The organism is Stenotrophomonas sp. ISL-67, from assembly GCF_018612915.1.
Classification (GTDB): domain Bacteria; phylum Pseudomonadota; class Gammaproteobacteria; order Xanthomonadales; family Xanthomonadaceae; genus Stenotrophomonas.
Map to the genome: position 1 here is coordinate 68,326 of NZ_JAGGRL010000004.1, position 23,997 is coordinate 92,322.

Consider the following 23,997-nt stretch of genomic DNA (forward strand, 5'->3'; position numbering starts at 1 on the left):
GGTCAGCGGGCGTTGCGGGTCTTCTTTCTTGCCGAGCGCAGGAACTTCAGTGTGGCCTGCTCCCACTGGCGCTCGCCACGCAGCCCCGCCAGCGTGGCCAAGGTGCCGTCGCGCCAGCCGTCGAATACGCTGGGATCGATATAGGCCTTGCGGCATACCGCCGGCGTGTTGCCCAGCAGCGTGGCCACCCCGCACACCACCTCCTTCTGCAGCGCGGCCAGCGCACGCTCGCTGGGTGCCTCGGGCAAGGCGGTGGCGGCGAACTGGCGCAGCGCGGCCACGGTGCCACCCCAGGTACGGAAATCCTTGGCGCTGAAATCGGTCCCCATCGCATCGCGCAGGTAGGCGTTCACCTGCCCCGAGTCCACGGGCTGCAGGGTGCCGTCGTCATCGCGGTACTGGAACAGGGCCTGCCCCGGCAGCTGCTGGCAGCCCTTGATCAACCCCACCAGGCGCTTGTCGTCGATATCCACATCCTGCTGCTGGCCGGACTTGCCGCGGAAGCGCATCCGCGCACGTCCCCCCTTCACCAGCTCCAGGTGCCGGTTGCGCAGCGTGGTCAGTCCGTAGGAGCGGTTGTCGCGGGCGTACTCCGGGTTGCCCACCCGCACCAGCGTTTCGGCCAGCAGCGCCACCACGATCGCCAACACCTTGTCCTGCGGGAATCCGGGCCGCGTGAGGTCGCGGCGCAGGCGCCGGCGCAACGCCGGCAAGGCCTGGCCAAAAGCGATCACCCGGTCGAACTTGCCATCCCCGCGTACCCGCGCCCAGTCCGGGTGGTAGCGGTACTGCTTGCGTCGGCGCGCATCGCGTCCGGTGGCCTGCAGGTGGCCATGGGGCGAGGCGCAGATCCACACATCGGTGTAGGCCGGTGGAATGGCCAATGCGCGGATCCTGGCCAGGGTGGCCGCGTCGCGCACCACGTGGCCGTCGGCATCGCGGTAGCTGAAGCCCTTGCCGGTGCGCCGCCGCGCCAGTCCCGGCTGTTCATCGCTGACGTAGTGCAGGCCCGCATCGCGGGCGGCGGTGGCTTCGGGGGTGGCAGGGCGTGCAGGCATGGCGGCAGGCAAGGTAGGGGCCTGCAGTGTGGTGGGCGTGGTGGCGGCACCACGTCAATAACGGAACCCAAACACCTCACGCCCGCCCTTGGCGATATGCTCCATGGTTTCCCGCGTGGAACTTTGGAGTCCCGATGCCGTCCTTGTCCTCCCGCCGCCTGCGGCGTCCGTTTGGTCCCACGATCATGGCTGCGGCCCTGGTCCCCACCCTGCTGTTGCTGGGCGCCTGCAACGCGCCGCCAATGGACGAACAGGAAGCGGCGGGTACGCACGCGCAGAAGGCCGCCGAAGAAGCCGCTGCACCGGCCGACACTACCGGCAAGGCTACCGAGGCACCACCGGTCGGCAACTGCGATGCCAACCAGGTGCAGAGCCTGGTCGGCCAGCCCTACAGCGACGCCATCGGTGCGCAGGCCCAGCAGGATGCCAGCGCCCGCGAACTGCGCGTGCTCAAGCCCGATGACATGACCACCATGGAATTCGTCGGCGAGCGGTTGAACATCGAAGTGGATGAAAAGGGCGTGGTCACCGGCCTGCGCTGCGGCTGAATTGGGCGCACCGGAAGCGGCTTTTAGAGGGGTTTGGTTGCGCCTGCAACCGTGTATTGCGGCGTTGCAACAACTGTGCTCTAGTCGAAGCATCCGGTGCCTCCAGATGCGCTCAACGGATTGAGCGGGGACGAGTGTCGCCGCTCACCCGACATCGAGGCAGAGATGGCCCCCCGCAACCGCCAAGGGCTTTACGACCCGCAAGACGAACGCGATGCCTGTGGTTTCGGCATGGTGGCGCAACTGGATGACCAGCCCTCACGGCTGCTGGTCGACACCGCCATTGCCGCGCTTTCGCGCATGACCCACCGTGGCGGCGTCGCCGCCGACGGTGTCACCGGTGATGGCTGCGGGCTGTTGCTGCGCCGCCCCGACGCGTTCCTGCAGGCGCTCGCCGCCGAAGCCGGCATTGCCCTCGGCACGCTGCATGCCGCCGGCGTGGTGTTCCTGCCACATGACAAAGCCGCCGCCCAGGCCTGCCGCGACGCGCTTGAACAGCAACTGCGCGACGCCGGCTGCCAGCCGCTCGGCTGGCGCGTGGTTCCGACTGACCCCAGCGTGTGCGGCCAGCTGGCCCGCGACACCCTGCCGCATATCGAACAGGTGTTCGTCGATGCCGGCAGCGGCCAGGACGAAGCGGCCTTCACCCTGGCGCTGTTCCTGGCCCGCCGCCGCAGCGAACAGCAGCTGCGCGAACATGCCGATTACTACGTCACCACGCTCAGCCCCAACGCGATCAGCTACAAGGGCATGGTGCTGCCGGACAAGCTGAGCTGGTTCTACCCGGACCTGCAGCGCAACGACCTGGCCTCCAGCGCCATCGTGTTCCACCAGCGCTTTTCCACCAATACGCTGCCCCGTTGGCCGCTGGCACACCCATTCCGGATGCTCGCCCACAACGGCGAGATCAACACCATCGAAGGCAACCGGCGCTGGGCGCAGGCGCGCAGCAAGGTGTGGAAGACCCCGCGTTTCGACATCGGCGAATTCGACCCGGTGATCTCCATGCACGGCTCGGATTCGCAGAGCCTGGACAACATGCTGGAACTGATGGTCAGTGCCGGCATGGACCTGATCCAGGCGCTGCGCATCCTGGTGCCACCGGCAACCCAGTCGCTGGAGTTCAAGGACGCCGACCTGGCCGCGTTCTACGAGTTCTACGGCCTCAACAGCGAACCGTGGGATGGCCCGGCCGGCATCGTCGCCTGTGACGGGCGCTATGCGGCGTGCACGCTGGACCGCAACGGGCTGCGCCCGGCGCGCTGGATGCTCACCTCCGACCGCCACTTCCTGGTCGCCTCCGAAGCGGGCGTGTGGGAAGTGCCGGCCGAGCGCGTGGTGCGCAAGGGCAAGCTGGGCCCGGGCGAGATGATGGCCATCGACCTCAAACGCGGCGACCTGCTCGATTCGGACGCCATCGACCGCATCAACCGCGGCCGTGCGCCGTACAAGCAGTGGCTGCAGCAGGGCGTGACCTACCAGCAGACCGAGCTGATCGACCCCTCGCTGGTGGAAGAACCGTTCGACGAACGCACCCTGCGCAGCTACCACAAGCTGTTCCAGCTCAGCACCGAGGAAGTGGAGCAGATTCTGCGCCCGCTGGCCGAGACCGAGCAGGAAGCCACCGGGTCGATGGGCGATGACACCCCGATGGCGGTGCTCAGCCAACAGAGCCGGCCGCTCTACGATTACTTCCGCCAGGCCTTCGCGCAGGTCACCAACCCGCCGATCGACCCGCTGCGGGAAGACTGCGTGATGTCGCTCACCACCCAGCTCGGCAAGGAGACCAACATCTTCCATGCCGGTGCGGAGACGGTGAACCACGTCATCCTCAATTCGCCGGTGCTCAGCCAGCGCAAGCTGCGCCAGCTGATCAAGATGCCGCAGTACGTGGACCGCAACCGGCTTATCGATCTCTCCTACAGCCTGGACGAAGGGCTGAAGGCCGGCATCGAGCGCATCTGCACCGAAGCCGAAGCGGCCGCACGCGACGGCATCGTCATGCTGCTGCTCAGCGACCGCTACCCGGTGGCCGACCGGCCGATGGTGCATGCGCTGCTGGCCACCAGCGCGGTGCATCACCATCTGTCCAACGCCGGGCTGCGCTGCGAGGTCAACCTGATCCTGGAAACCGGCACCGCGCGCGACCCGCACCACATGGCCTGCCTGCTCGGCTTCGGCGCCACGGCGGTGTACCCGTATCTGGCCTACCAGACGCTGTTCGACCTGGGCCGGCGCGGCATCCTGCAGTTGAAGAAGGGCGGCGAGCAGTCGCAGATCGGTCGCAGCTACCGCAAGGGCATCTACAAGGGCCTGTCCAAGATCATCTCCAAGATGGGCATCTGCACCGTGGCCAGTTACCGCGGCGCGCAGCTGTTCGAGATCGTCGGCCTGGACGACGAGGTGGTGGACCTGTGCTTCCCGGAAACGCCTTCGCGCGTGGCCGGCGTGGGCTTCGCGCGGCTGGATGACGAAGCCCGCGAACTCACCGTGCGCGCCTGGAACGACCTGCTGCGCCCGGACGTGGGCGGCGTGCTCAAGTACGTGCACGGCGGCGAATACCACATGTACAACCCCGATGTGGTGATGACCCTGCAGCGCGCCGCGCGCAGCGGTGATGCCGCCGACTGGCAGCGCTACTGCGAAGCGGTGCACGGGCGGCCGGTATCGGCCCTGCGCGACCTGCTGCAGCTCAAGGCCGCACCGACCCCGACGCCGCTGGATGAAGTGGCGCCGGCCGAAGACCTGTTCCGCCGCTTCGATACCGCCGCGATCAGCCTGGGCGCGTTGTCGCCCGAAGCGCACGAAGCGCTGGCCATCGCCATGAACAAGCTCGGCGGGCGCAGCAATTCCGGCGAAGGCGGCGAAGACCCGGTGCGTTATGGCACCAACAAGCGCAGCAAGATCAAGCAGGTGGCCTCGGGCCGCTTCGGCGTCACCGCCGAATACCTGGTCAATGCCGAAGTGCTGCAGATCAAGGTCGCCCAGGGCGCCAAGCCCGGCGAAGGCGGGCAGCTGCCCGGGCACAAGGTCAACGAGCTGATCGCGCGGCTGCGCTATGCCAAGCCGGGCATCGGCCTGATCTCGCCGCCGCCGCACCACGACATCTATTCGATCGAAGACCTGGCCCAGCTCATCTACGACCTCAAGCAGGTCAACCCGGATGCGCTGGTGTCGGTGAAGCTGGTCTCGCATGCCGGCGTGGGCACGATTGCCGCCGGCGTGGTCAAGGCCGGCGCGGACCTGATCACCGTGTCCGGCCACGACGGCGGCACCGGTGCCAGCCCGGTCAGCTCGATCCGCTATGCGGGCGTGCCGTGGGAGCTGGGCGTGGCCGAATCGCACCAGGCACTGGTGGCCAACGACCTGCGCGGGCGCACCCTGCTGCAGACCGACGGCGGCCTGAAAACCGGCCTGGACGTGATCAAGGCCGCGCTGCTGGGCGCGGACAGCTTCGGCTTCGGCACCGCGCCGATGATCGTGCTGGGCTGCAAGTATCTGCGCATCTGCCACCTCAACAACTGCGCCACCGGCGTGGCCACCCAGGACGAGCGCCTGCGTGCGCAGTACTTCACCGGCCTGCCCGAGCGCGTGGAAAATTTCTTCCGGCTGCTGGCCGAAGAAGTGCGCGGCTGGCTGTCCTACCTGGGCGTGCGTTCGCTGGACGAGATCGTGGGCCGCACCGACCTGCTGCAGCAGTTGGAGGTTGCCCCGCGCCCGGGCGTGAAGGTGGATCTTTCGCGCCTGCTCAACCCGGCCCGGTACGGCGGCAGCCACTGCGCCGCACAGCGCCTGTACGAATCGCCCGACAGCCTGGCCACGCAGATGGATGGCCTGCTGGCCCCGGCAATCGCCGGCAAGCTGGGCGGTGAGCACCGCTTCCTGATCCACAACACCGACCGCTCCATCGGCGCCCGCCTGTCTGGCGCCATAGCGCGCGCGCATGGCAACCAGGGCATGAGCGATGCCCCGTTGACCCTGCGCTTCCGTGGCACCGCCGGGCAGAGCTTCGGCGCGTTCAATGTCGGTGGCCTGCAGCTGGAAGTCGAAGGCGAAGCCAACGACTACGTGGGCAAGGGCATGGCCGGCGGCCGCCTGGTGGTACGCCCGCCGCGCGGCGCACGCTTCGAGGCGCGCAACACCGCGATCATCGGCAACACCTGCCTGTATGGCGCCACCGGCGGCGAGCTGTTCGCCGCTGGCCGCGCCGGCGAGCGCTTCGGGGTGCGCAACTCCGGTGCGCTGGCCGTGATCGAAGGTGCCGGCGACCACTGCTGCGAATACATGACCGACGGCATCGTGCTGGTGCTGGGCAAGGTGGGCCTGAACTTCGGTGCCGGCTTCACCGGCGGGTTGGCCTACGTACTGGATATCGACCGCGATTTCGTGGACCGCTACAACCACGAGCTGATCGACATCCACCGCATTTCGGCCGAAGGGTTCGAAAACCACCGCCAGCACCTGCACACCCTGATCAGCCGCCACCGCGAGCTCACCGGCAGCATCTGGGCCCAGCAGATCCTCGACGAGTTCCGCGATTACGTGGGCAAGTTCTGGCTGGTCAAACCCAAGGCCGCCAGCATCGAGTCGCTCACCGACTCGCTGCGCCGCGCCGCGTAACGCGCCTCCGGTAGCGCCGGCCGTTGGCCGGCCCTCCGCAGATTGAATCCCGAGACGTACCGCCGGCATTGGCTGGCAACTGAACATTCAAGGGCCTTCCCATGAGCCGCAAGCAAGCCTTCCAGTTCCTCGACCTGCCCCGGACCATGCCGCAGCGCATTCCGGTGGAGCTGCGCACCTCCGGCGACTGGAGTGAGCTGTACGGCAAGTTCGGCAAGGAAGATGCCCAGTACCAGGCCGGCCGCTGCCTGGACTGCGGCAATCCATACTGCAGCTGGAAGTGCCCGGTACACAACGCCATTCCGCAGTGGCTGCAGCTGGTGCAGGAAAACCGCATCCACGAAGCGGCCACGCTGTGCCATTCCACCAACCCGCTCCCCGAAGTGTGCGGCCGCGTGTGCCCGCAGGACCGCCTGTGCGAAGGCAGCTGCACGCTGGAGGAATTCGGCGCGGTCACCATCGGCGCGGTGGAGAAGTACATCGTCGATACCGCCCTGGCCACCGGCTGGCGGCCGGACATGGCGGCGGTGGAAAGCACCGGCAAGCGCGTGGCGGTGATCGGTGCCGGCCCGGCCGGGCTGGCCTGTGCCGACCGGCTGGCGCATGCCGGCGTGCAGGCGGTGGTGTACGACCGTTACGAACAGATCGGGGGCCTGCTGCAGTTCGGCATTCCCAGCTTCAAGCTGGACAAGTCGGTGATCAGCCGCCGCCGCAACGTGCTGGAAGGCATGGGCGTGCAGTTCCGGCTGGGCGTGGAAATCGGCCGCGACGTGACCCTGGAGACGCTGCTGGCCGACTACGACGCGGTGTTCGTCGGTACCGGCGCCTACCGCTATACCGATGGCGGACTGCCCGGCCAGGACCTCAAGAACGTACTGCCGGCGCTGCCGTTCCTGGTACAGAACAGCCGCATCGTCAGCGGCAGCGATGCGCATGGCCGGCCCATCGCCGGCTGGGAAGACACCCTCGCCCTGCCCGACCTGGAGGGCAAGCGCGTGGTGGTGCTGGGCGGCGGCGATACCGGCATGGACTGCGTGCGCAGTGCGGTGCGGCTGGGTGCAGCGCGGGTGACCTGCGCTTACCGCCGCGATGAAGCCAGCATGCCGGGCTCGGCGCGCGAAGTGGCCAACGCGCGCGAAGAAGGCGTGCGGTTCCTGTTCAACCGCCAGCCGCTGTCGATCGAGGCCGGTGCCGATGACGAAGCGATCGGCGTGACCGTGGTGGAAACCCACCTGGGCGTGCCCGATGCGCAGGGCCGGCGCAACGCAGTGCCGATCGAGGGCAGCGAATCGTTGCTGGAAGCGGATGTGGTGATCATCGCGTTCGGCTTCTCGCCCACCGCACCGGAATGGCTCACCGCGCAGGGAGTGGAGGCCGGCAGCAATGGCCGGATCCTCGCCGGCGGCAGCGGCCGCCTGCCGTTCCAGACCGCCCACCCCAAGCTGTTCGCCGGCGGCGACGCGGTACGCGGTGCGGACCTGGTGGTCACCGCCGTGGCCGAAGGGCGTGATGCGGCGGCGAGCATCGTGACGTTGATCAGCGCCTAGCGCCGGCGGATGTCCGTCCGTTGGCCGGCCCACATAGAGCCGTGGCTCAGGCGGCGGCCCGTACCCCAGCGCGCTCGATTTCCAACGCCAACAACAGCTGGATCTCATCCAGCTGGTCGCGGATGCGGGCATTGCCGGCACCATCGGCGTGATCGCAATCGATATGCGCATCCAGCATGCGCGCCAACCCGACCAGCAGCACATCGGCATCGCCGTGGGCGGCATGGCGCAGCAGGCGGCCCAGCGTGCGGATGCGGGCGCTGCGGTCGTGCGCCAGCGTCTGCACCGACGGATCGTTGCGGGAAGCGGAGAGAGGCATGGGGGGCTGTCCTGATTGACGGGCTGATGGCAGTCAATGTCGGTTATGACCCCGGTAGGCGGCCATGCAACTTTTACGAATTGTCGTGAAGGGCTGGTAATGTCGCTAACGCCCCACTCTCCCGGATGATTCCCATGCGCATCGGCCTGGCCGCCAATCGGCTGCACCACCACGACAAGCACGCCGCGCTGTTCCGCTGGCTGCGCGCCAGCGATACCGGGCTGCGCGAGCTGGGCGTGGAGCTGCACGCGGTCGGGCGCACCTATGACGCCATCCAGCGGCTGGGTTTCCTGAACGACTTCGACGCGCTGCGCCGCTACCCGAACGGGCGCGAGGGCGGCCTGATGAAGCTGGTTGCCGAAGTGGTGGGCATGGGCACGCCCGAGCGCACCCTGGACGGTGCCATCTACCTGATGGACCCGGTGGATCCGTCCTCCGTGTTCCCCGAGGCCACTGCGCTCAAGCGCCAGTGCGTGATCCATGGCAAGCCCTTCATCTCCACCGTGGCCACCGCACGCGACTGGATCGAGGTCGAGCGCATTCACGCCGGGCTGGCCGCCGATCGCGGTGCCGACGACCTGCACGCGTTCGAGCAGCACACCCTGGCGATGATCGCGCACGATGCGATGAAGCCCGCCATGCTGGCCTTCGCCGATGAGCATTTCGACCTGCTGTCGCGCTTCCGCAGCCGGGTCGGCACCGGCACCACCGGCCAACGCCTGAACGAACTGGCCTGGAGCCGCGGCTGGCCGAAGGACCAGGAATGGGTGGCCCGCTACCAGAGCGGCCCGATGGGCGGCGACGCACAGATCGCCGACCGGGTGCTGGAAGGCCGCTGCCAGCGCGCGATCTTCTTCGAGGACCCGCATGTGGCGCGCCAGCACGAGGCCGACATCCAGCTGCTGGAACGCGCGGTTACCACCGTGACCGACCAGGCGGTGTGCATCACCGCGCCGCGGGTGGCGGCGCGCTGGGCACAGGCGGCTACGCGGCGGGCGGCGGCAACCCCGGGCGGCTGATCAACGCTGCGGGTGCAACGACGCTGCAGCGGCGTGCGCTACTCCTGCAGCGACGCCGCAAAACCATGTGCGCCCTGGCCGCGGCGCCATTCGCTTTCGCCGCTGCAGCCGCCCGCGCTGACGATATAGCCGCCACGCCAGAGGTCGTCATTCTCGCGACGGTCCATGCCGTGCGTCGCGATGCTGCCCTGGCGCCGCCCCGTTTCGCGGAACAGCAGGCGGAAGCGCTTGCGGTGGAACACGCTGCCGTACAACCCGCCGCTGACGTCCACCCGTGGGCGTTCGCGCTCCGGTAGCAGGCGGAGCGGCCCTACGCCCTGGCCATCACGGCATTGCACGCATTCCGCTACGCCCTCCACGCGCCCGCCACTCTGCGACAGCATCACCAGGTACACCGCCGCAGTGCGGCGGGCGTCGCCAGGCGCAAAACGGGTCAGCGTCCACACCCCCGAGATATCCGGTACGCGCGCACGCAGCATCGCCGCGCTGCCGAGCACCGTGGCGGCGAGCACGTTGGTGAGCACATCGAAGGCAACCGAGGCCATGGTCGACATGGGTGTTCCGTGATGGTGGTACAGGCCAGCAGGTTCAGCCAGCCTGCAGGGCAGCGCCATGCAACAAAGTCGAACGTGGTGTTGTGGCAGACAGCCACGCAGGGCGTGGCTCTACGACCGGATGCGCGTAGTGCCACGCCGCGTCCCATGAACGGCGTGCGCCGGAACAGTGAGTGCGTCGCTACGCGCCCGGGTGCGTCCGCAACGCCGGGATACGCTTGGTAGCGTGGCAGACCGCACCGAAGCCGGGTTACAACAACTGCCGCAGCATCGCTTTAAGCCGCCGCCCTTCCAGCTGGAAATAATCCCGCTCCTCACGCCACGCCGGGAAGCGTTGCTCCACTTCCTCCCAGAACGCAGCGGAATGGTTGGCCTGGATCAGATGGCAGAGCTCATGCACCAGCACGTATTCGAACGCCGACGGCCGCCCCAGCACCAGGGCCAGGTCCAGTGCCATGCTGCCATCCGGTGCCAGCGATCCCCATTGCGATGACATTACCTTCAGGCGCAGCCGTGCCGGTGCACGTGGCAGGCTGGGCAAATAACGCGGCAGCCACTGGCCGACATCGGCGCGGGTCTGCGCTTCGTAGAATTCGCGCAGCGTGCGCCGCACCGTGGCATCGGTGCCGCGCGCGGGCAGGTGCATGCATGCACCGTCCGGGTCCAGTTCCAGGCGCGCGTAGCGCCCCGTGTCCCAGCGCAGCGGCAACAGCTCGCCGCGCAGTGGCAGCAGCCCCGGTTCGCCGATCACCAGCGGCGGCGGCAGGTTCTGCGCCTGGTAGCTGCGCAGCTGCGTGGACAGCCAATCACGGTGCTGTTCCAGGAAGCGCTCGCCCATCACCAGGCTGGCGCGTGGCGGCAGGGTCAACCGCACGCCACGCTCATCCACGCTCAGTTTGATCCGGCGCGCGCGTGGATCGCGCACGCGCAGCACGTCGATCTCGGCATCCTCCAGCCGCAGGCGGACGGTGTCGCGCTGCAGGGTCGGGGCGGCGGCCGGGGAGATCAGGCGGCGGAGGAATCCAGGCATGGGTACAGCATAGCGCTCGTGGCGCGGGGCGTATGACTGCGGACCACGACGGGGGTAGAGCGGGGCTCTGCCCCGCTGCGGGATCGCGGGCAGCGGGGCAGAGCCCCGCTCTACGGGTTGCCTGTCAATCCGCCTTGCTGAGCTTGAAGGCCTCTTCCAGCAGCAGGAACAGGCGGCGCACTTCGCCGCTCTGCAGGACGAAGCGGGCGTCCAGCTCGGCGCGGCGGCCGTCTTCGTCGGCATGTTCCAGCTGGTCCAGGGCGCCGTCCAGGAACTTCAGTTTGCGCACGATCAGGTCGTCGCCCAGCACGAAGGACAGGTTGTCCTCGAACACCAGGGCCAGCTTGGTGACCTGCTTGCCGGCGTCCAGGTGCTTGTCGATCTCGTCGCAGCGCAGTTCCTGGTGCTGGCACTTGACCACCGCGCCGCCCTCGGCCGGGTCCTTCATCTCGCATTCCTCGCCCAGGCTCAGCCCGGTGGGAAGCGGCTCACCGGCGATCCAGCCGGTCAGGATCGAACGCGGGGCGACTTCGGCGTTCAGCGGCATCGCGGGGAAGCTGCCGAGCAGACCACGGATGTCGGACATCATGTTTTCGCCCTTCTTGCTGCTCGAGCAGTCCACCGCCACGTAGCCATGGGTGAGGTCGATGAGTGCGTCGGTGCGCGAACTTTTCACGAAGGCACGCGGCATCAGTTCGTGCAGCAGGTCGTCCTTCAGGCGCTTGCGCTCGCGGCCGCCGGGCTTGCGCCCTTCCTTCTCTTCGATCTCTTCCAGCTTGCGCGCCAGCAGGTCGTTGACCACCGCGCCCGGCAGGATCTTGTCCTCACCGCCCACGGTCAGCCACAGCGCGTCGCCGACGCGGTGCGAGAACACGGCCTTCTCCTCGCGGCCGAACGGCGAGATGAAACCGCGGGAGTTCATTTCAAGCGGGCCTACCGGCTTGAGCAGCATCTGCGGCAGCAGGGTGTCGACGTCAGAGAAATCAGTGGCGGTCGGGAAGCGGAACAGGGTCAGGTTGCGAAAGAACATGGAGATCCGGAAAGAAGTCGTGAAAGGAAGCGGTGACAGCCGCAGCCTGGCTCAGGCCAGGCCGCTGCCCTCGCCGGGGTCGGAGGCAGCGTCGGACCAGGCCGACGGTGGGCTGGGGGCCATGGCCGTGCGCCCCAGCGACATGAAATCGAACAGGGCCGGGTCGGCCAGCTGTGACGGATGGATGTTGCCCAGCGCGCGCGCGATCTGGTCGATCCGCCCGGGGTGCTGGTCTTCCCACTGCTGCAGCATCTGCGCCACCTGGCGGCGTTGCAGGGTGTCCTGGCTGCCGCACAGGGTGCACGGAATGATGGGGAACGCGCGCGCGTCGGCGTATGCCTGGATGTCGCTCTCACTGACATAAGCCAACGGACGGATCACCACGTGCCGGCCATCATCGCTGCGCAGTTTGGGCGGCATCGCCGACAGCTTGGCGTGGTGGAACAGGTTGAGGAAGAACGTGGCCACGCTGTCGTCGCGGTGGTGGCCGAGGGCGATCTTGGTGAACCCGTTCTCTGCGGCGTGCCGGTACAGCGCGCCGCGACGCAGGCGCGAACACAGCGAGCACATCGTGCGGCCTTCGGGGATCACCCGGCTGACCACCGAGTAGGTGTCCTGTTCGATGATCTGGCAGGCCACCCCGATCGACGCCAGGTACCCGGGCAGCACGTGTTCGGGGAAGCCCGGCTGCTTCTGGTCCAGGTTCACCGCCACCAGTTCGAAGGCCACCGGGGCTTTCTTCTGCAGCTGCAGCAGCACGTCCAGCAGGGTGTAGCTGTCCTTGCCGCCGGACAGGCAGACCATGATGCGGTCGCCGTCCTCGATCATGCCGAAGTCGGCGACCGCCTGGCCGACCTGGCGGCGCAGCTTGCGGGCCAGTTTGTCGTGCGCGGCCGCGTCCGCGCGCGGAGCGCGGTGGACCGGATCGGGCAGGGGCAGGACGGCAGGCATCCTGTGCATTCTACCGGCTCGCACCGGCCCTCACCGACGCGCGGACGTGACTGCGTTCACTCCCGGGTGTCATCGCGGATGTGTATGCTCAGCGACTGTGGATACCCAGACTCCCGAACAGATCAGCGCCCGTCTTGCCGAACTCCGGCAGGAGCATCGTGAGCTGGACCAGCGCATCGAGCGCATGGCCGCCAATGGCGAGGACGAGCTGGAGGCAAAGCGCTTGAAACGCGACAAGCTGCGGCTGAAGGATTGCATTGCCAAGCTTGAAGACATGTTGATTCCGGACGAGCCGGCGTAGGTAGCACCGACCGTTGGTCGGCTGCTCTCCGTCAGGCGTGACGGGGGCCTGACAAACGGCTTCGGACAGAGGTCAGCGTCGGCAGGTTCATGGACGGCGCGGTGTCCCTGACCCGGATGCTTGAGCCGAGCGTTGCGCGGTCGCCGGCCAACGGCCGGCGCTACGAATTGCTGGCGAACGCGGTGAAATCCGGATACGTCTGGATACGCAGGGTTGACGACGTGGTCGTCAATCCTGCGTTACCGGTTCCTCTGGTTTTGCCGCTTCCGGGCTGACCCGTTCGATGGTGTGGCGCAGCTCGCGGCCGAGGATGAACTTGGCGTCCTTGGCCCAGGTGTCCAGGCGTTCGTCGAACAGCAGCTTGCTGTTTTCGTCCGGCCACACCAGGCGCAGCTCGCGCATCTTCTGGATGAAGCCACGGAACAGGGTGCGGTCGAAGAACTCCGGCGCGGCGGGTGCGTAGAGCAGGCTCAGGCGCTGCGCGGCCTGCTGGCACAGGCTTTCCAGTTCGGCCGCGCCCAGCGTGCCCGGACCGTTCTTCACCAGCACCGAAATGGCGATGTAGTAACGCTCGAACGCCTGCTGCAGCGAATGGCCAATGGCACGCAGGCGGAACACTTCGTCGGTCTGCCCGGTGTTGCGCGCCAGGATGCCACCATCATCGTCGTTGACGTTCTGCAGCAGGCCCTCGCGCACGAACACCGCGATGGTCTGTTCGATGCGCTGGGCGAACTCGTCTTCGGTCCACGGCAGGAACAGCTCGGCCTGCAGGAACGGATACACGGTACGGCCCAGCTGCACCAGGCCGGTGCGGCTCATGCGGCGGTTGTTCTGGAAGCAGCACGCCACCCACGACGAGGCGGTGAACAGGTGGATGACGTTGTTGCGGAAGTAGCTGAGCAGCACCGCGGTATCGCCACTGACGCTCAGCACATCGCCCAGCGGGTGCTTGACCCGGGTCAGCACGTTGATTTCCTCGGCGTGCGCGATGATCCGCTCCGGCGAATGCGGCGTGACCGTAACCCGGTCCGAATAGGGCATCTCCACCAGCAGGGTCTTGCACAGCTCGATCTGCGCGATCAGGTCGGCTTCGCCCATCGCATGCTTGGGCGTGGACAGCAGCGCCAGCGCCAGCAGGTTGATCGGGTTCACGTCGGCTGCGCCGTTGATGTGCACCTGGATGCGTTCGGCCAGGTGGTCCACCGTGCCCGGCAGCCACGATGGCTTCTCGTCCTCGCCCACCGGCGCGCCATCCCACTCCGGCGCCTGGCGGGCCAGCACGTCGTTGAGCGCGATCGGCTCGCCGAAGTTCACCACCACCTGGCCGTAGTTCTGCTTGAGCACCTTCGGGATCGACCACAGCAGCTGCCAGATCGATTCCTTTTCCTTCGGCCGCCCGGACAGTTCGTCCAGGTAACTGCCGCCCTCCATCAGCTTTTCATAGCCGATGTACACCGGCTGGAACAGCACCGGCTTGCGCGGCTGGCGCAGGAACGCGCGCAGCGTCATCGAGATCATGCCGCCCTTGGGCTGCAGCAGGCGCCCCGTGCGTGAACGGCCGCCTTCGACGAAGTACTCGATCGAATAGCCACCGGCCACCAGCTGCGCCACGTATTCGCTCAGCACCGCCGAGTACAGGGCGTTGCCGCGGATCGAGCGGCGGATGAAGAACGCACCGCCCTTGCGCAGCAGCGTGCCCACCACCGGCAGGTTCAGGTTGATGCCGGCGACGATGTGCGGCGGCACGATGCCACGGTCGTACAGCAGGTACGACAACAGCAGGTAATCCATGTGGCTGCGGTGGCTGGGCACGTACACCACTTCATGGCCCGGCGCGGCCGCCTTGAACTTGTCCAGGTGGTGGACCAGCACGCCGGCGTAGATGCGGTTCCAGACGTGGCTGAGCATGAAGCTGGCTGAGCGCACCACCGGGCTGGAGTAGTCCGCGGCGATTTCCCAGGCGTAGGCATGCGCCTTCTTCCAGGCGTCGGCCGGCTTGGTGTTGTCCCGCTTGGCCTGCGAGGCGATCGCGTCGCGCACCGTGTCGGCTTCCAGCACCTTGTCCACCAGCAGGCGGCGGGTGGACAGGTCCGGCCCGATCACCGATTCGCGGATGCGGCGGAAGTGGGTGCGCAGCACGCGCTGCAGCTTGCGTACCGTGCGCTCGGGGTCCAGCCCCTCGTCCACGGTGGTGCGCAGCGAAATCGGCGGGGCGAACCGCACGATGGTGCTGCGGCCATTGAGCAGCACGGCCAGCAGGCGGCGGAAACGGCCCACCAGCGCCCAGTTTTCCGAGAACAGCACCGCGAACCAGCCGCTCTGCTTGTCCGGCGCGCGGCCGACGAAGATCGACACCGGAACCAGGTTCACGTCCAGCTCGCCGCGTGCACGATGCGCCTGCAGCACCTTGGCCAGCGAATCGGAATGGGTCTTGGCACCGCGTTGTTCGGGAATCAGCGAATTGCTGCTGCTCCGCCGCGACAGCGCCAGGTAGGCGCGCCTGCGCCCGGTCGGATCGCCGGCAATGGGGACCAGCGGCGAGGGCAGGCCGGCTTCACGGCAGGCCTTGTCCAGGATCAGCGCATTGGACAGGCCGTAGTCTTCCAACACATAGACCACCGGGCGGCCGTCGTCGTACTGGCCGGGGTGTTCGGGTTCGATCTTCAGCGACAGCCACGGCTCCACCAGCCTGCCCAGCAGCCGCGCCCACCAGGGGCGGCGTCCGGACGAGGTGCGGGCCATGGCGCTGACCGGGCTGGGCACGATCGCGGCCGGGTCGGCCGCGTCCACGGGCGCGGCTTCGCCCCCGTTCGTGGCGCCTGCACCGGGCGCAGTGTCGGGCGACGCGGACGGGGCGTCCGGCGTCTTGGGCGGCTCTTCGCCGGGGAAAGGCAGGGGATTCTGGTTCGGCATCGGCTTCATTATGGCTTAGCCGGTGCAGAAGCACCGTCCTTGACCTGCGCGGCCGCCTCTGCTTCGGCGGCCTGTTGCGCGTCATGTTCAGCTTGCGCGGCAACCGCAGCGGCAGCCTCGTCGGCTGCCTTGAGCAGCGCATCGGTCTCTTCCAGCGTGCGCGCCAGGTACCAGTGCCCGTCACGGCGGGTCATGCGTACCTGGGCGTCGATCTGTTCGCCGGCCAGCGGGTACTGGATCCGCAGCAGGGCGCTGTCCCCTTCCTGCGACACCAGCTCGCCGCGCAGTTCAGTCATCGCCGCGTCCAGCGACAGCCCGTAACTGGCCAGCGCGGTCTTCAGCGCCTTGGCGAACGGGCCCAGCCGGCGCAGGCTGCCCTCCATGCCGGCTGCCTGCAGCTCGGCATCGGTGGACAACGCAGCGGTGCGTGCGGTGGCGGTCAGCAGGGTAATGGTGGTCCTGGCGCGCTGCTTGTCGGTCAGCGGCGCGGCGGCGGCCCAGCGGCTCAGCACGTCCACCACCTGGGTGTAGTGGGCCCGTTCGGCGTCGCTGTAGTCGGTCTGGTTGCGCAGGTACTGCACGCCGAACAACCCCATCGAGTGGGCCGCCTGGCGCACCCCGGTGGCCTGGCCGGCAATCTGGGTATCGAACGAGCGCTGCAGGCGCTTGGGCGCATCCGGCGCCGACAGGGCCGCCAGCATCGGCAGCAACTGGCCATCCAGCGGCAGGTCGGTCAGCGGCCAACGGCTGTGGCCCTCGCCCCATGCGGCCTGCAGCCGGGCGTACTGGGCGGGCGGCACTGACGCGCGGGCGTAGCCCACCAGGTCGTCGTCAGCCAAGTGGCGAGCGATCTGCTGCAACGCGGCCACCGGCTCGGCGGCCGGTGCATCCGGGTCGATCGTGTCGCGCTTGCACGCCCCCAGCAACAGCAGCCCACACAGCGACAGCGACATCACCCAGGGTCGGTAGCGCCCTTTCATCAACGACATGGACATGAATTCGGACTTCCCCGGACCGGTCCGCATCTTGCGGCCTGCGCCCCCACAGCGGCAACCCATCCTGCCCGCCGGGCCGGCAGGATGGTCGTAACCCGTTGTTTTTATTTGGTATCAGTCACGCATCCAGGTGGCCTGGATGAAATCGCGCACATAGCCCTGCGACAACCGCGCATACACCCCGGGGCGGCCCGGGAGGGCGCAGCCTTCACCCCAGCTGACCGTGCCCAGTACCGTCCAGGTCCCCTTGCGGCGCACCAGCAGCGGCCCGCCGGAGTCGCCGTTGCAGCTGTCGATGCCCTCGGCGCCGGCGCAGATCACCGCCCCGGCCTGCAGGTCCGGGTAGGCCTGCTGGCAGGCGTTGAACGCCACGAACGGGGTCTGCACCGTCTGCAGGGTGGTCGGCAGGGCTTCGCCGGGGAACGCGATCACGCCCCAGCCGATCACCGTGAAGTGGCGCCCGGGGCGCAGGTAGGCACTGTCCCGGCCCAGCAGCACCTCGGCCGGCTCGGCCTTGGCCACCGGTCGCTTGAGCTGGATCAGCGCCACGTCGTTGGCCAGTTCGCGTTCGTCGAAGGCCGGGTGCACGTGGATCGCCTTGACGTTGGACACGCGGCGGCGCGGCGTGGCCTGCAGCGTGGTCTGCCCGACCAGTACCGCCAAGTGCGCCGGCAGCAGGCCGTCAACGCAGTGGGCGGCGGTGAGCACCCACGACGGCGAGATCAGGGTGGCGCCGCAGCCGTGCCGGGCGTGGTCCGAATCGCCCCGGCCCAGCCGTTGCAGGCTGGCCATGAACGGGTACTGGCCGGGTTCGGCGTCGACCCCGCCGATGATGCGTGGCGCGGTGTCCGGCCCGGACTGGGCCAGCGCGGGAATGCAGACAGCAGAGAGGATCAGGCCGAACATCCAGGCCGGCCGGGAACAGGTACGCATGCAGCAACTCCTTTGCGGTAAGTGGAAACGACAGCACGGCGCGGTGCGCGTGCCAGGTCGATTCGACGGCAAAGAAGGCGGGACGACTGCGTGGCCGGTCGCGTTTCAGCGGTCGTGGCGATTGATGGATGCGTTTCTGCGAACGGGCGCAACACCATACCGGGATGCAGTTCCATCCCGGTGCGTGCAGGCGGTGCAGCGATCAGCGTCGGGCGGTGCGGATCTCGTCCTGGATCGCCCGCGCGGCGGCGCGCGGGTCGGCCGCAAGGCGGACCGGGCGACCGACCACGATGGCATCGGCGCCGTCGGCGAAGGCCTGGGCCACCCCCACGGTGCGCTTCTGGTCATCGCCGACCGGGCCGCCGGGGCGGATGCCCGGGCATACGATCGAGAACCCGGCGCCGGTGGCGGCGCGGATCGGGCCGGCTTCCTGGCCCGAGGCGATCACCCCGTCGATACCGGCGGCCTGGGCGGCCAGCGCGCGCTCGACCACCACGTCCACCGGCTCGCGGTCGATGCCCATGCCGCGCAGGTCATCGCGCCCCATCGAGGTCAGCACGGTCACTGCCAGCAGGCGCATGTCGCTGCTGTTGGCGGCCGCGCAGGCCTCCATCATGGCCGGGTGCCAGCCGTGGATGGTGGCGTAGCTCACCGGCCACTGCGACAGCCGCCGGATCACCGCCGCAGCGGTGGCCGGGATGTCGAAGAACTTCAGGTCCACGAACACGCGCTTGTCGCGCGCCGCCAATGCGTCGAGCACCTCGAAGTACTCGCCCGACGCCAGCAGCTCCATGCCGATCTTGTAGAACGACACCGCATCGCCCAGCCGGTCCACCCAGGCCAGCGCATCCTCGCGGCCCGGCACGTCGAGCGCGAAGATCAGGCGTTCGTCATCGCGCAGCGGCAGCGGGGCCCGGCTCACGGCGCGTAGTCCAGTGCGGCGCGCTTGGCGTCATGGCGGGCCTGGCGCGACTGGCTGTAATCGTTGTTGAACTGGGCCGGTTCGAAGCCGCCGTAGGTCGGGTTGGGCAGCATCCACCAGCGTTCGCCGAACCAGTCGTGGTACTGCTGCAGCAGTGCGTCGCGGCCGTCGTTGGTATTGGCGGTGACTTCCACGAAATCGCCCAGCTGGTCACCGAACTGCATCAGCACGCGGTAGTTCTGCCCGGCCAGGCGGCGCCGGCAGTTCTTCTCGCTGCCGGCCTGCTCGCAATCCTTCACCACCGTGCCCAGGCCCAGGAACACGCTGTCGTCGGCCACCGGCAGGCCTTCGGCACGCAGGTTAGCGAGGGTGGCGTCCTTCAGGTGCACCGCGCGGTTGGAGATGTACAGCAGGGTCATGCCCCTGGCATTGGCGGCCTTGGCGAAATCGACCACGCCGGGAATGGCCTTGGCTTTCTTTTCGGCCACCCACTGGTCCCAGCTCAGTTCGTCGTACTCGCCACCGTCGCGGACCAGGCGGGCCTGGTAGGGCGAGTTGTCCAGCACGGTTTCGTCCACGTCCAGCACCACCGCCGGCTTCAGGCCCTTGGCCGCGTTGCCGCGCTCTTCGGGTACCAGCGCGTCCCAGTGGGCTTCCTTCAGCGCCTTGTCCAGGTGGTCGGCGGCGGCGCGGTAGGTCTGCTCGGTGATGGCCCGGTATTCCTGCGAGCGCTGCATCCACAGCACGGCGTTGAGGTTGTCGTTGGCGGCTACGGCAGCATCGCCCTTGGCGGCCGGTGCAGCGGCGGCGGCGGCCACGGCAGGTGCCGGGACAGCGGCTTCGGCGGGGGCTTCGGTGCGCTTGCACGCACCCAGCGCCATCACGGCACAGGCAAGCACGGACAGGGAAACAGCGGTACGACGCATGGGAATCACCAGGACGGAGTGGCGCCAGTTTACCGGCTTGGCCGCGGCGGTTCATGCCGGCGGCGGGGCTCGGCTATGCTGCACGCCCCAGAAACACCCCGGAGCGCGACATGACCGACGACACCCAGACCCCCGCCCTGCCCGTGCTCAGCGCGGCCCAGGCCCGCGCGCTGGGCTGCCTGATCGAGAAGGAAGCGACCACCCCGGACGCCTACCCGCTCACCGTCAACGCCACCCAGGTGGCCGCCAACCAGAAGACCGCGCGCGAGCCGGTGCTGCAGCTGTCGGCTGGTGATGTTCACCACGCCCTGCGCCAGCTGGAAACCCTGGGCCTGGCCCGCCAGCAGTTTTCCTCGCGCGCCGAGCGCTACGAGCACCGCGCCGGCAGCGCGTTGGACCTGACCCGCCAGCAGCTGGCCATCCTGGGCCTGCTGCTGCTGCGCGGCCCGCAGACGGTGAACGAGCTGCTGACCCGCGCCGAGCGCCTGTTCCCGTTCCAGGACGCCGACGAGGTGCGCCACCACGTCGAGCGCATGATCCAGCGCGGATTGGCCGTGCAGGTGCCGCGCGCGGGTGGGCAGCGCGAGGATCGTTACATGCACCTGCTGGCCGGGCCGGTGGATGTGCAGGCATTGGCGGAGCAGTACAAGGCGGCACCGTCGAGTGGCGGTGGCAATGCAGGGTTGGAAGCGCGCGTGCAGGAGCTGGAAACCACGGTGGCGGCCCTGCAGGAACAATTGGCGGAATTGCGCGCTCAGCTGGGCGGGTGAGATTGCGAGGGACACGCATGGCGTGTCTCTACCCCTCAAACCATCGGCGCGCCCGGCGTGGCGAACAACAGCAGCACTTCTTCGTCACGCGGTGCCGGCAGGCGCAGGTCGCCCCGGTCTTCCATGCCCAGCTTGCGCAGCAGCGCGGCCGAACGCAGGTTTTCCGGGGCAACGATGCCGTACAGGTCCGGATACCCGAGCACGTCACGCGCGTAATGCATCACCCCGCGCGCGGCTTCGAACGCGTAGCCGTGGCCTTCGTGCTGTGCGCGCAGCGCATAGCCCACGTCCGGTGCAGGCAGCCCATCACGGCGCACCAGCCCGGCGTTGCCCAGCCAGGCGCCGTCGCTGCGGCGGATGATCGCGTACATGCCAAACCCATTGAGCGTGTAACTGCCCAGCACGCGCTCGGCGGTGTAATCGCGTGCCTGCGCCAGTGTGCGTACGCCGCGGTCGGCGATATGGCGGATGAAGCCGGGCTCATTGAGCAGGGCCAGCATGTCGGCCGCATCATGGTCGGGATCGATCAGGCGCAGGCGCAGGCGTTCGGTCTGGATCACGGCGGACATGGAAAGCCTCGGCGACGGGATGGCATCGATTATAGAGCCACGCCCTGCGTGGCTGCCCTTCGTTCAGGACGGCGAAGCCACCCAGGGCGTGGCTCTACGAGATGGCACGCGATTCAGTCGAACAACGCCTCGATCGCCGCCAGCCCGGCGCTGGCGCGCTCCTTCTTGCGCGCCGCATCGGCTACCGGGTCGGCACCGTCGCGTTGCATTTCCTCGGCCGGAATCTCGTCGAAGAAACGGCTCGGCTTGAGCCGCACGTGCTCACCGAACTTGCGGGTGAGCTTGCTGTGGCTCATCCACAGCTGCACCTTGGCACGGGTGATGCCCACGTACAGCAGCCGGCGCTCTTCCTGCAGGTTGCCTTCGTCCAGGCTCACCTGGTGCGGCAGCACGCCATCCTCGCAGCCGACGATGAACACATAGGGAAATTCCAGGCCCTTGGATGCGTGCAACGTCATCATGCGCACCTGGTTGCCGCCATCATCCTTGTCGTTGCGCGACAGCAACGCCAGCTGCGCGGCCAGGTCGGCGGTGGACGCACCGCGCGGGCCGCCTTCGAACCACTGCGCCAGCTCTTCCAGGTTGCCCAGGCGACGCTGGTATACCGATTCTTCCTTGCACGCGCCGCGCAGTTCGGACACCAGGCCCGAATCCTTGACCAGCTTGCGCACCAGGTCGCCCGAGCTCAGCTTGGGCATTTCCGCACGCAGGTCGCGCAGGATGTCGGTGAAGCGGCTCAGGCTGTTGGCCGCGCGCGGCGGCAGCTGCGACAACGCACCAATCGCCTCGGCGGCATGCGCCATCGGCAGCTCCTTGTCCGAGGCCAGCTCGGCCAGCTTGGCCAGCGTGCCGGCGCCCACCTCGCGCTTGGGCGACTGCACCGCACGCATGAAGGCCGTGTCGTCATCGGGATTGACCAGCAGGCGCAGCCACGACAGCGTGTCCTTCACCTCCTGGCGTTCCAGGAACGCGGTGCCGCCGGTGATGTGGTATGGCGCGCGCACCAACTGCAGCGCCTTTTCCAGCGGGCGCGACTGGAAGTTGCCGCGGAACAGGATGCAGAAATCGCTCCACGGAATCTGTTTGGACGTGGCCAGGTAGGAAATCTCGGCCGCGACCTTTTCCGCTTCGTGTTCGCTGTTGCGGCACTCCCACACGCGGATGCGCTCACCATCAGCCTGGTCGCTCCACAGCTTCTTGAGATGTTCGTGCGGGTTGTTGGCGATCAGCGCATTGGCTGCGCGCAGCACCCGGTTGGAACAGCGGTAGTTCTGCTCCAGCTTGATGATCTCCAGCGCGGGATAATCGCGCGCCATCTGCTGCAGGTTTTCCGGGTTGGCACCGCGCCAGGCGTAGATCGACTGGTCATCGTCGCCCACGCAGGTGAAGTTGCCCGCGCTGCCGGCCAGTTGCTTGAGCAGCCGGTACTGCGCATCGTTGGTGTCCTGGCATTCGTCGACCAGCAGGTAGCCGATGCGTTCGCGCCAGGCCAGCGCGATCTCCGGGTTTTCCTCCAGCACCTGCACCGGCAGGCGGATCAGGTCATCAAAGTCCACCGCATTGAACGCGGTCAGGCGCAGCTGGTAGCGCTCGTAGACGCTGGCCGCTTCCTTCTCGCGGTTGCTGCGCGCTTCGGCCATCGCCTGTTCGGGCGACAGGCCGGCGTTCTTCGCCCGCGAAATCAGGTTTTTCACGTCCTCGATGTCGTCCGGCTTGGCGCCGTACATCAGGTCCTTCACCTGCGAGGTGGAATCGTCGGCGTCGAAGATCGAGAAGCCGCGCTTGAGGCCCACCGCCGCATGCTCGATCTGCAGGAACTTCAGGCCCAACGCGTGGAAAGTGCAGATGGTGACGTCTTCGGCGTCGCCGCCCTGCAGGCGCTTGGCCACGCGCTCGCGCATTTCCTTGGCGGATTTGTTGGTGAAGGTGATCGCCGCGATGCGCTTGGCCGGGTAACGCCGGGTGCTGATCAGCTGGGCGATCTTCTCCACGATCACGCGCGTCTTGCCGCTGCCCGCACCGGCCAGGACCAGCAGGGGACCTTCGCAGTGCAGCACTGCCGCGCTCTGGGGGGGGTTGAGACCGTGCATGCCATCTCCGTGGGTGCCGCATTGTAGCGGAGCCATTCCATGAATGGATTCATGCGACGGGAAGTAGCGGGCCGTCTAGAATTGGCCGATGGCCAAGCTCTATTTCTATTATTCGGCGATGAATGCCGGCAAGACCACCACGCTGCTGCAGTCGGCGCACAACTACCGCGAGCGCGGCATGCGCGTGGCCATCCTGACCCCACGCTTGGACAACCGTGCCGGGCGCGGCGTGGTGGCCTCGCGGATCGGGTTGAAGGCCGACGGTATCGCCTTCGACCGCGATACCGACCTGGAACAGCTGATCCGCACCGATATCGCCAGCCACGGGCCGCTGGGCTGCGTGCTGGTGGACGAGGCGCAGTTCCTCAGCCGCAGCCAGGTCTGGCAGCTCAGCGAGGTGGTCGACCAGCTGCGCATTCCGGTGCTGTGTTACGGGCTGCGCACCGATTTCCGCGGCGAGCTGTTCGAAGGCAGCCAGTACCTGCTGGCGTGGGCCGACGAGATGCAGGAGATCAAGACCATCTGCCACAGCGGCAAGAAGGCCACCATGACCGTACGCGTGGACGAACACGGTCATGCAGTGCAGGACGGCCCGCAGGTGGAGATCGGCGGCAACGAACGCTACGTATCGGTCAGCCGCGCGGAGTTCAAGAAGATCACGCGCGGCGAAGGCAAAATCGACCCCGCCCAAGCGCAATTGCCGATTTAAACAGCCCGGCCGTTGGTTGGTTGATCCGGGCAACCGGTCATTACGTAACAATTCGTAGCCCCGAAGAGAACGGCAGGAGCCGTTCTCAACGTCGCACAGCGACGGTCCGTAGGGTGGCCGCCAGGGATGGCGGGCATAACGTTGGCCGGACACCGCGCGCAGCGCGGCCCAAGCATCCGAAGCCACGAAAAAT

20 protein-coding genes are annotated in these 23,997 nt (G+C 67.8%); 7 read left to right on the forward strand and 13 right to left on the reverse strand.

Features of this window, described 5'->3' with window-relative positions:
- Nucleotides 1–2: 2 nt before the first annotated feature.
- A complete protein-coding gene (locus J7J08_RS06215; RefSeq protein ID WP_214902740.1) occupies nt 3–1,058 on the reverse strand; it encodes a DNA topoisomerase IB in 1,056 nt (351 codons plus the stop codon).
- 185 nt (nt 1,059–1,243) lie between these two features.
- Here J7J08_RS06215 and J7J08_RS06220 point away from each other — a divergent pair, with 185 nt between their 5' ends.
- The 3 genes from J7J08_RS06220 to J7J08_RS06230 all read left to right on the forward strand — a co-directional run bounded on the left by J7J08_RS06220 (nt 1,244) and on the right by J7J08_RS06230 (nt 7,773).
- Nucleotides 1,244–1,606, forward strand: a complete 363-nt coding sequence (locus J7J08_RS06220; protein ID WP_251006462.1) for an I78 family peptidase inhibitor — start codon at nt 1,244–1,246, stop codon at nt 1,604–1,606.
- Between the two features lie 165 nt (nt 1,607–1,771).
- Nucleotides 1,772–6,226 carry a glutamate synthase large subunit gene (gene gltB / locus J7J08_RS06225; protein ID WP_214902746.1) on the forward strand — a complete coding sequence of 1,485 codons (4,455 nt, stop codon included), beginning with the start codon at nt 1,772–1,774 and terminating at the stop codon, nt 6,224–6,226.
- A gap of 101 nt (nt 6,227–6,327) precedes the next feature.
- Nucleotides 6,328–7,773: an FAD-dependent oxidoreductase gene (locus tag J7J08_RS06230; protein WP_214902748.1), complete on the forward strand. Its 1,446-nt coding sequence runs from the start codon at nt 6,328–6,330 to the stop codon at nt 7,771–7,773.
- Nucleotides 7,774–7,819: 46 nt separating this feature from the next.
- Here the strand turns inward: J7J08_RS06230 and J7J08_RS06235 are convergent, their stop codons facing one another.
- Entirely contained in the window at nt 7,820–8,092 is a 273-nt protein-coding gene (locus tag J7J08_RS06235) for a hypothetical protein (protein ID WP_214902751.1), read from the reverse strand.
- A 134-nt stretch (nt 8,093–8,226) separates the two neighbouring features.
- Here J7J08_RS06235 and J7J08_RS06240 point away from each other — a divergent pair, with 134 nt between their 5' ends.
- Nucleotides 8,227–9,111: a methylglyoxal synthase gene (locus J7J08_RS06240; RefSeq protein WP_214902753.1), complete on the forward strand. Its 885-nt coding sequence runs from the start codon at nt 8,227–8,229 to the stop codon at nt 9,109–9,111.
- Nucleotides 9,112–9,149: 38 nt separating this feature from the next.
- On the opposite strand, the gene J7J08_RS06245 is transcribed toward J7J08_RS06240, so the two are convergent.
- The 4 genes from J7J08_RS06245 to ttcA all read right to left on the reverse strand — a co-directional run bounded on the left by J7J08_RS06245 (nt 9,150) and on the right by ttcA (nt 12,685).
- The gene (locus J7J08_RS06245; protein ID WP_214902756.1) at nt 9,150–9,665 is read right to left on the reverse strand and encodes a hypothetical protein; all 516 of its coding nucleotides are present in this window, start codon (nt 9,663–9,665) and stop codon (nt 9,150–9,152) included.
- A gap of 250 nt (nt 9,666–9,915) precedes the next feature.
- A complete protein-coding gene (locus J7J08_RS06250) occupies nt 9,916–10,695 on the reverse strand; it encodes a SprT family zinc-dependent metalloprotease (RefSeq protein ID WP_214902758.1) in 780 nt (259 codons plus the stop codon).
- Between the two features lie 124 nt (nt 10,696–10,819).
- Nucleotides 10,820–11,725: a recombination-associated protein RdgC gene (locus J7J08_RS06255; protein WP_214902761.1), complete on the reverse strand. Its 906-nt coding sequence runs from the start codon at nt 11,723–11,725 to the stop codon at nt 10,820–10,822.
- Nucleotides 11,726–11,776: 51 nt separating this feature from the next.
- A complete protein-coding gene (gene ttcA, locus J7J08_RS06260; RefSeq protein ID WP_214902764.1) occupies nt 11,777–12,685 on the reverse strand; it encodes a tRNA 2-thiocytidine(32) synthetase TtcA in 909 nt (302 codons plus the stop codon).
- 88 nt (nt 12,686–12,773) lie between these two features.
- Here ttcA and J7J08_RS06265 point away from each other — a divergent pair, with 88 nt between their 5' ends.
- Complete coding sequence (locus J7J08_RS06265) at nt 12,774–12,977, forward strand: DUF465 domain-containing protein (protein ID WP_214902767.1); 204 nt, start codon at nt 12,774–12,776, stop codon at nt 12,975–12,977.
- A 228-nt stretch (nt 12,978–13,205) separates the two neighbouring features.
- Here J7J08_RS06265 and plsB read toward each other — a convergent pair whose 3' ends face one another.
- From plsB to J7J08_RS06290, 5 genes are all read right to left on the reverse strand, one after another.
- Nucleotides 13,206–15,899, reverse strand: coding sequence for a glycerol-3-phosphate 1-O-acyltransferase PlsB (gene plsB, locus J7J08_RS06270; protein ID WP_214902769.1), 2,694 nt, complete (start codon nt 15,897–15,899; stop codon nt 13,206–13,208).
- Entirely contained in the window at nt 15,899–16,879 is a 981-nt protein-coding gene (locus J7J08_RS06275) for a hypothetical protein (RefSeq protein WP_251006463.1), read from the reverse strand. The genes plsB and J7J08_RS06275 overlap by 1 nt, the downstream gene beginning before the upstream one ends.
- 120 nt (nt 16,880–16,999) lie before the next feature.
- On the reverse strand, nt 17,000–17,818 hold the full coding sequence (locus J7J08_RS06280) for a serine protease (RefSeq protein WP_251006464.1): 819 nt from the start codon (nt 17,816–17,818) through the stop codon (nt 17,000–17,002).
- Between the two features lie 202 nt (nt 17,819–18,020).
- Nucleotides 18,021–18,740: an orotidine-5'-phosphate decarboxylase gene (gene pyrF, locus J7J08_RS06285; protein WP_214902775.1), complete on the reverse strand. Its 720-nt coding sequence runs from the start codon at nt 18,738–18,740 to the stop codon at nt 18,021–18,023.
- Entirely contained in the window at nt 18,737–19,666 is a 930-nt protein-coding gene (locus J7J08_RS06290; protein ID WP_251006465.1) for a 5'-nucleotidase, lipoprotein e(P4) family, read from the reverse strand. The genes pyrF and J7J08_RS06290 overlap by 4 nt, the downstream gene beginning before the upstream one ends.
- 110 nt (nt 19,667–19,776) lie before the next feature.
- Here J7J08_RS06290 and J7J08_RS06295 point away from each other — a divergent pair, with 110 nt between their 5' ends.
- Nucleotides 19,777–20,436, forward strand: coding sequence for a DUF480 domain-containing protein (locus J7J08_RS06295; protein ID WP_214902781.1), 660 nt, complete (start codon nt 19,777–19,779; stop codon nt 20,434–20,436).
- Between the two features lie 35 nt (nt 20,437–20,471).
- Here the strand turns inward: J7J08_RS06295 and J7J08_RS06300 are convergent, their stop codons facing one another.
- Together J7J08_RS06300 and J7J08_RS06305 are read right to left on the reverse strand one after the other, a co-directional pair.
- Complete coding sequence (locus J7J08_RS06300; RefSeq protein ID WP_214902783.1) at nt 20,472–21,005, reverse strand: GNAT family N-acetyltransferase; 534 nt, start codon at nt 21,003–21,005, stop codon at nt 20,472–20,474.
- Nucleotides 21,006–21,118: 113 nt separating this feature from the next.
- Nucleotides 21,119–23,095 carry a UvrD-helicase domain-containing protein gene (locus tag J7J08_RS06305; RefSeq protein WP_214902786.1) on the reverse strand — a complete coding sequence of 659 codons (1,977 nt, stop codon included), beginning with the start codon at nt 23,093–23,095 and terminating at the stop codon, nt 21,119–21,121.
- A gap of 88 nt (nt 23,096–23,183) precedes the next feature.
- Here J7J08_RS06305 and J7J08_RS06310 point away from each other — a divergent pair, with 88 nt between their 5' ends.
- Nucleotides 23,184–23,804: a thymidine kinase gene (locus J7J08_RS06310; RefSeq protein WP_214902789.1), complete on the forward strand. Its 621-nt coding sequence runs from the start codon at nt 23,184–23,186 to the stop codon at nt 23,802–23,804.
- Nucleotides 23,805–23,997 lie beyond the last annotated feature (193 nt).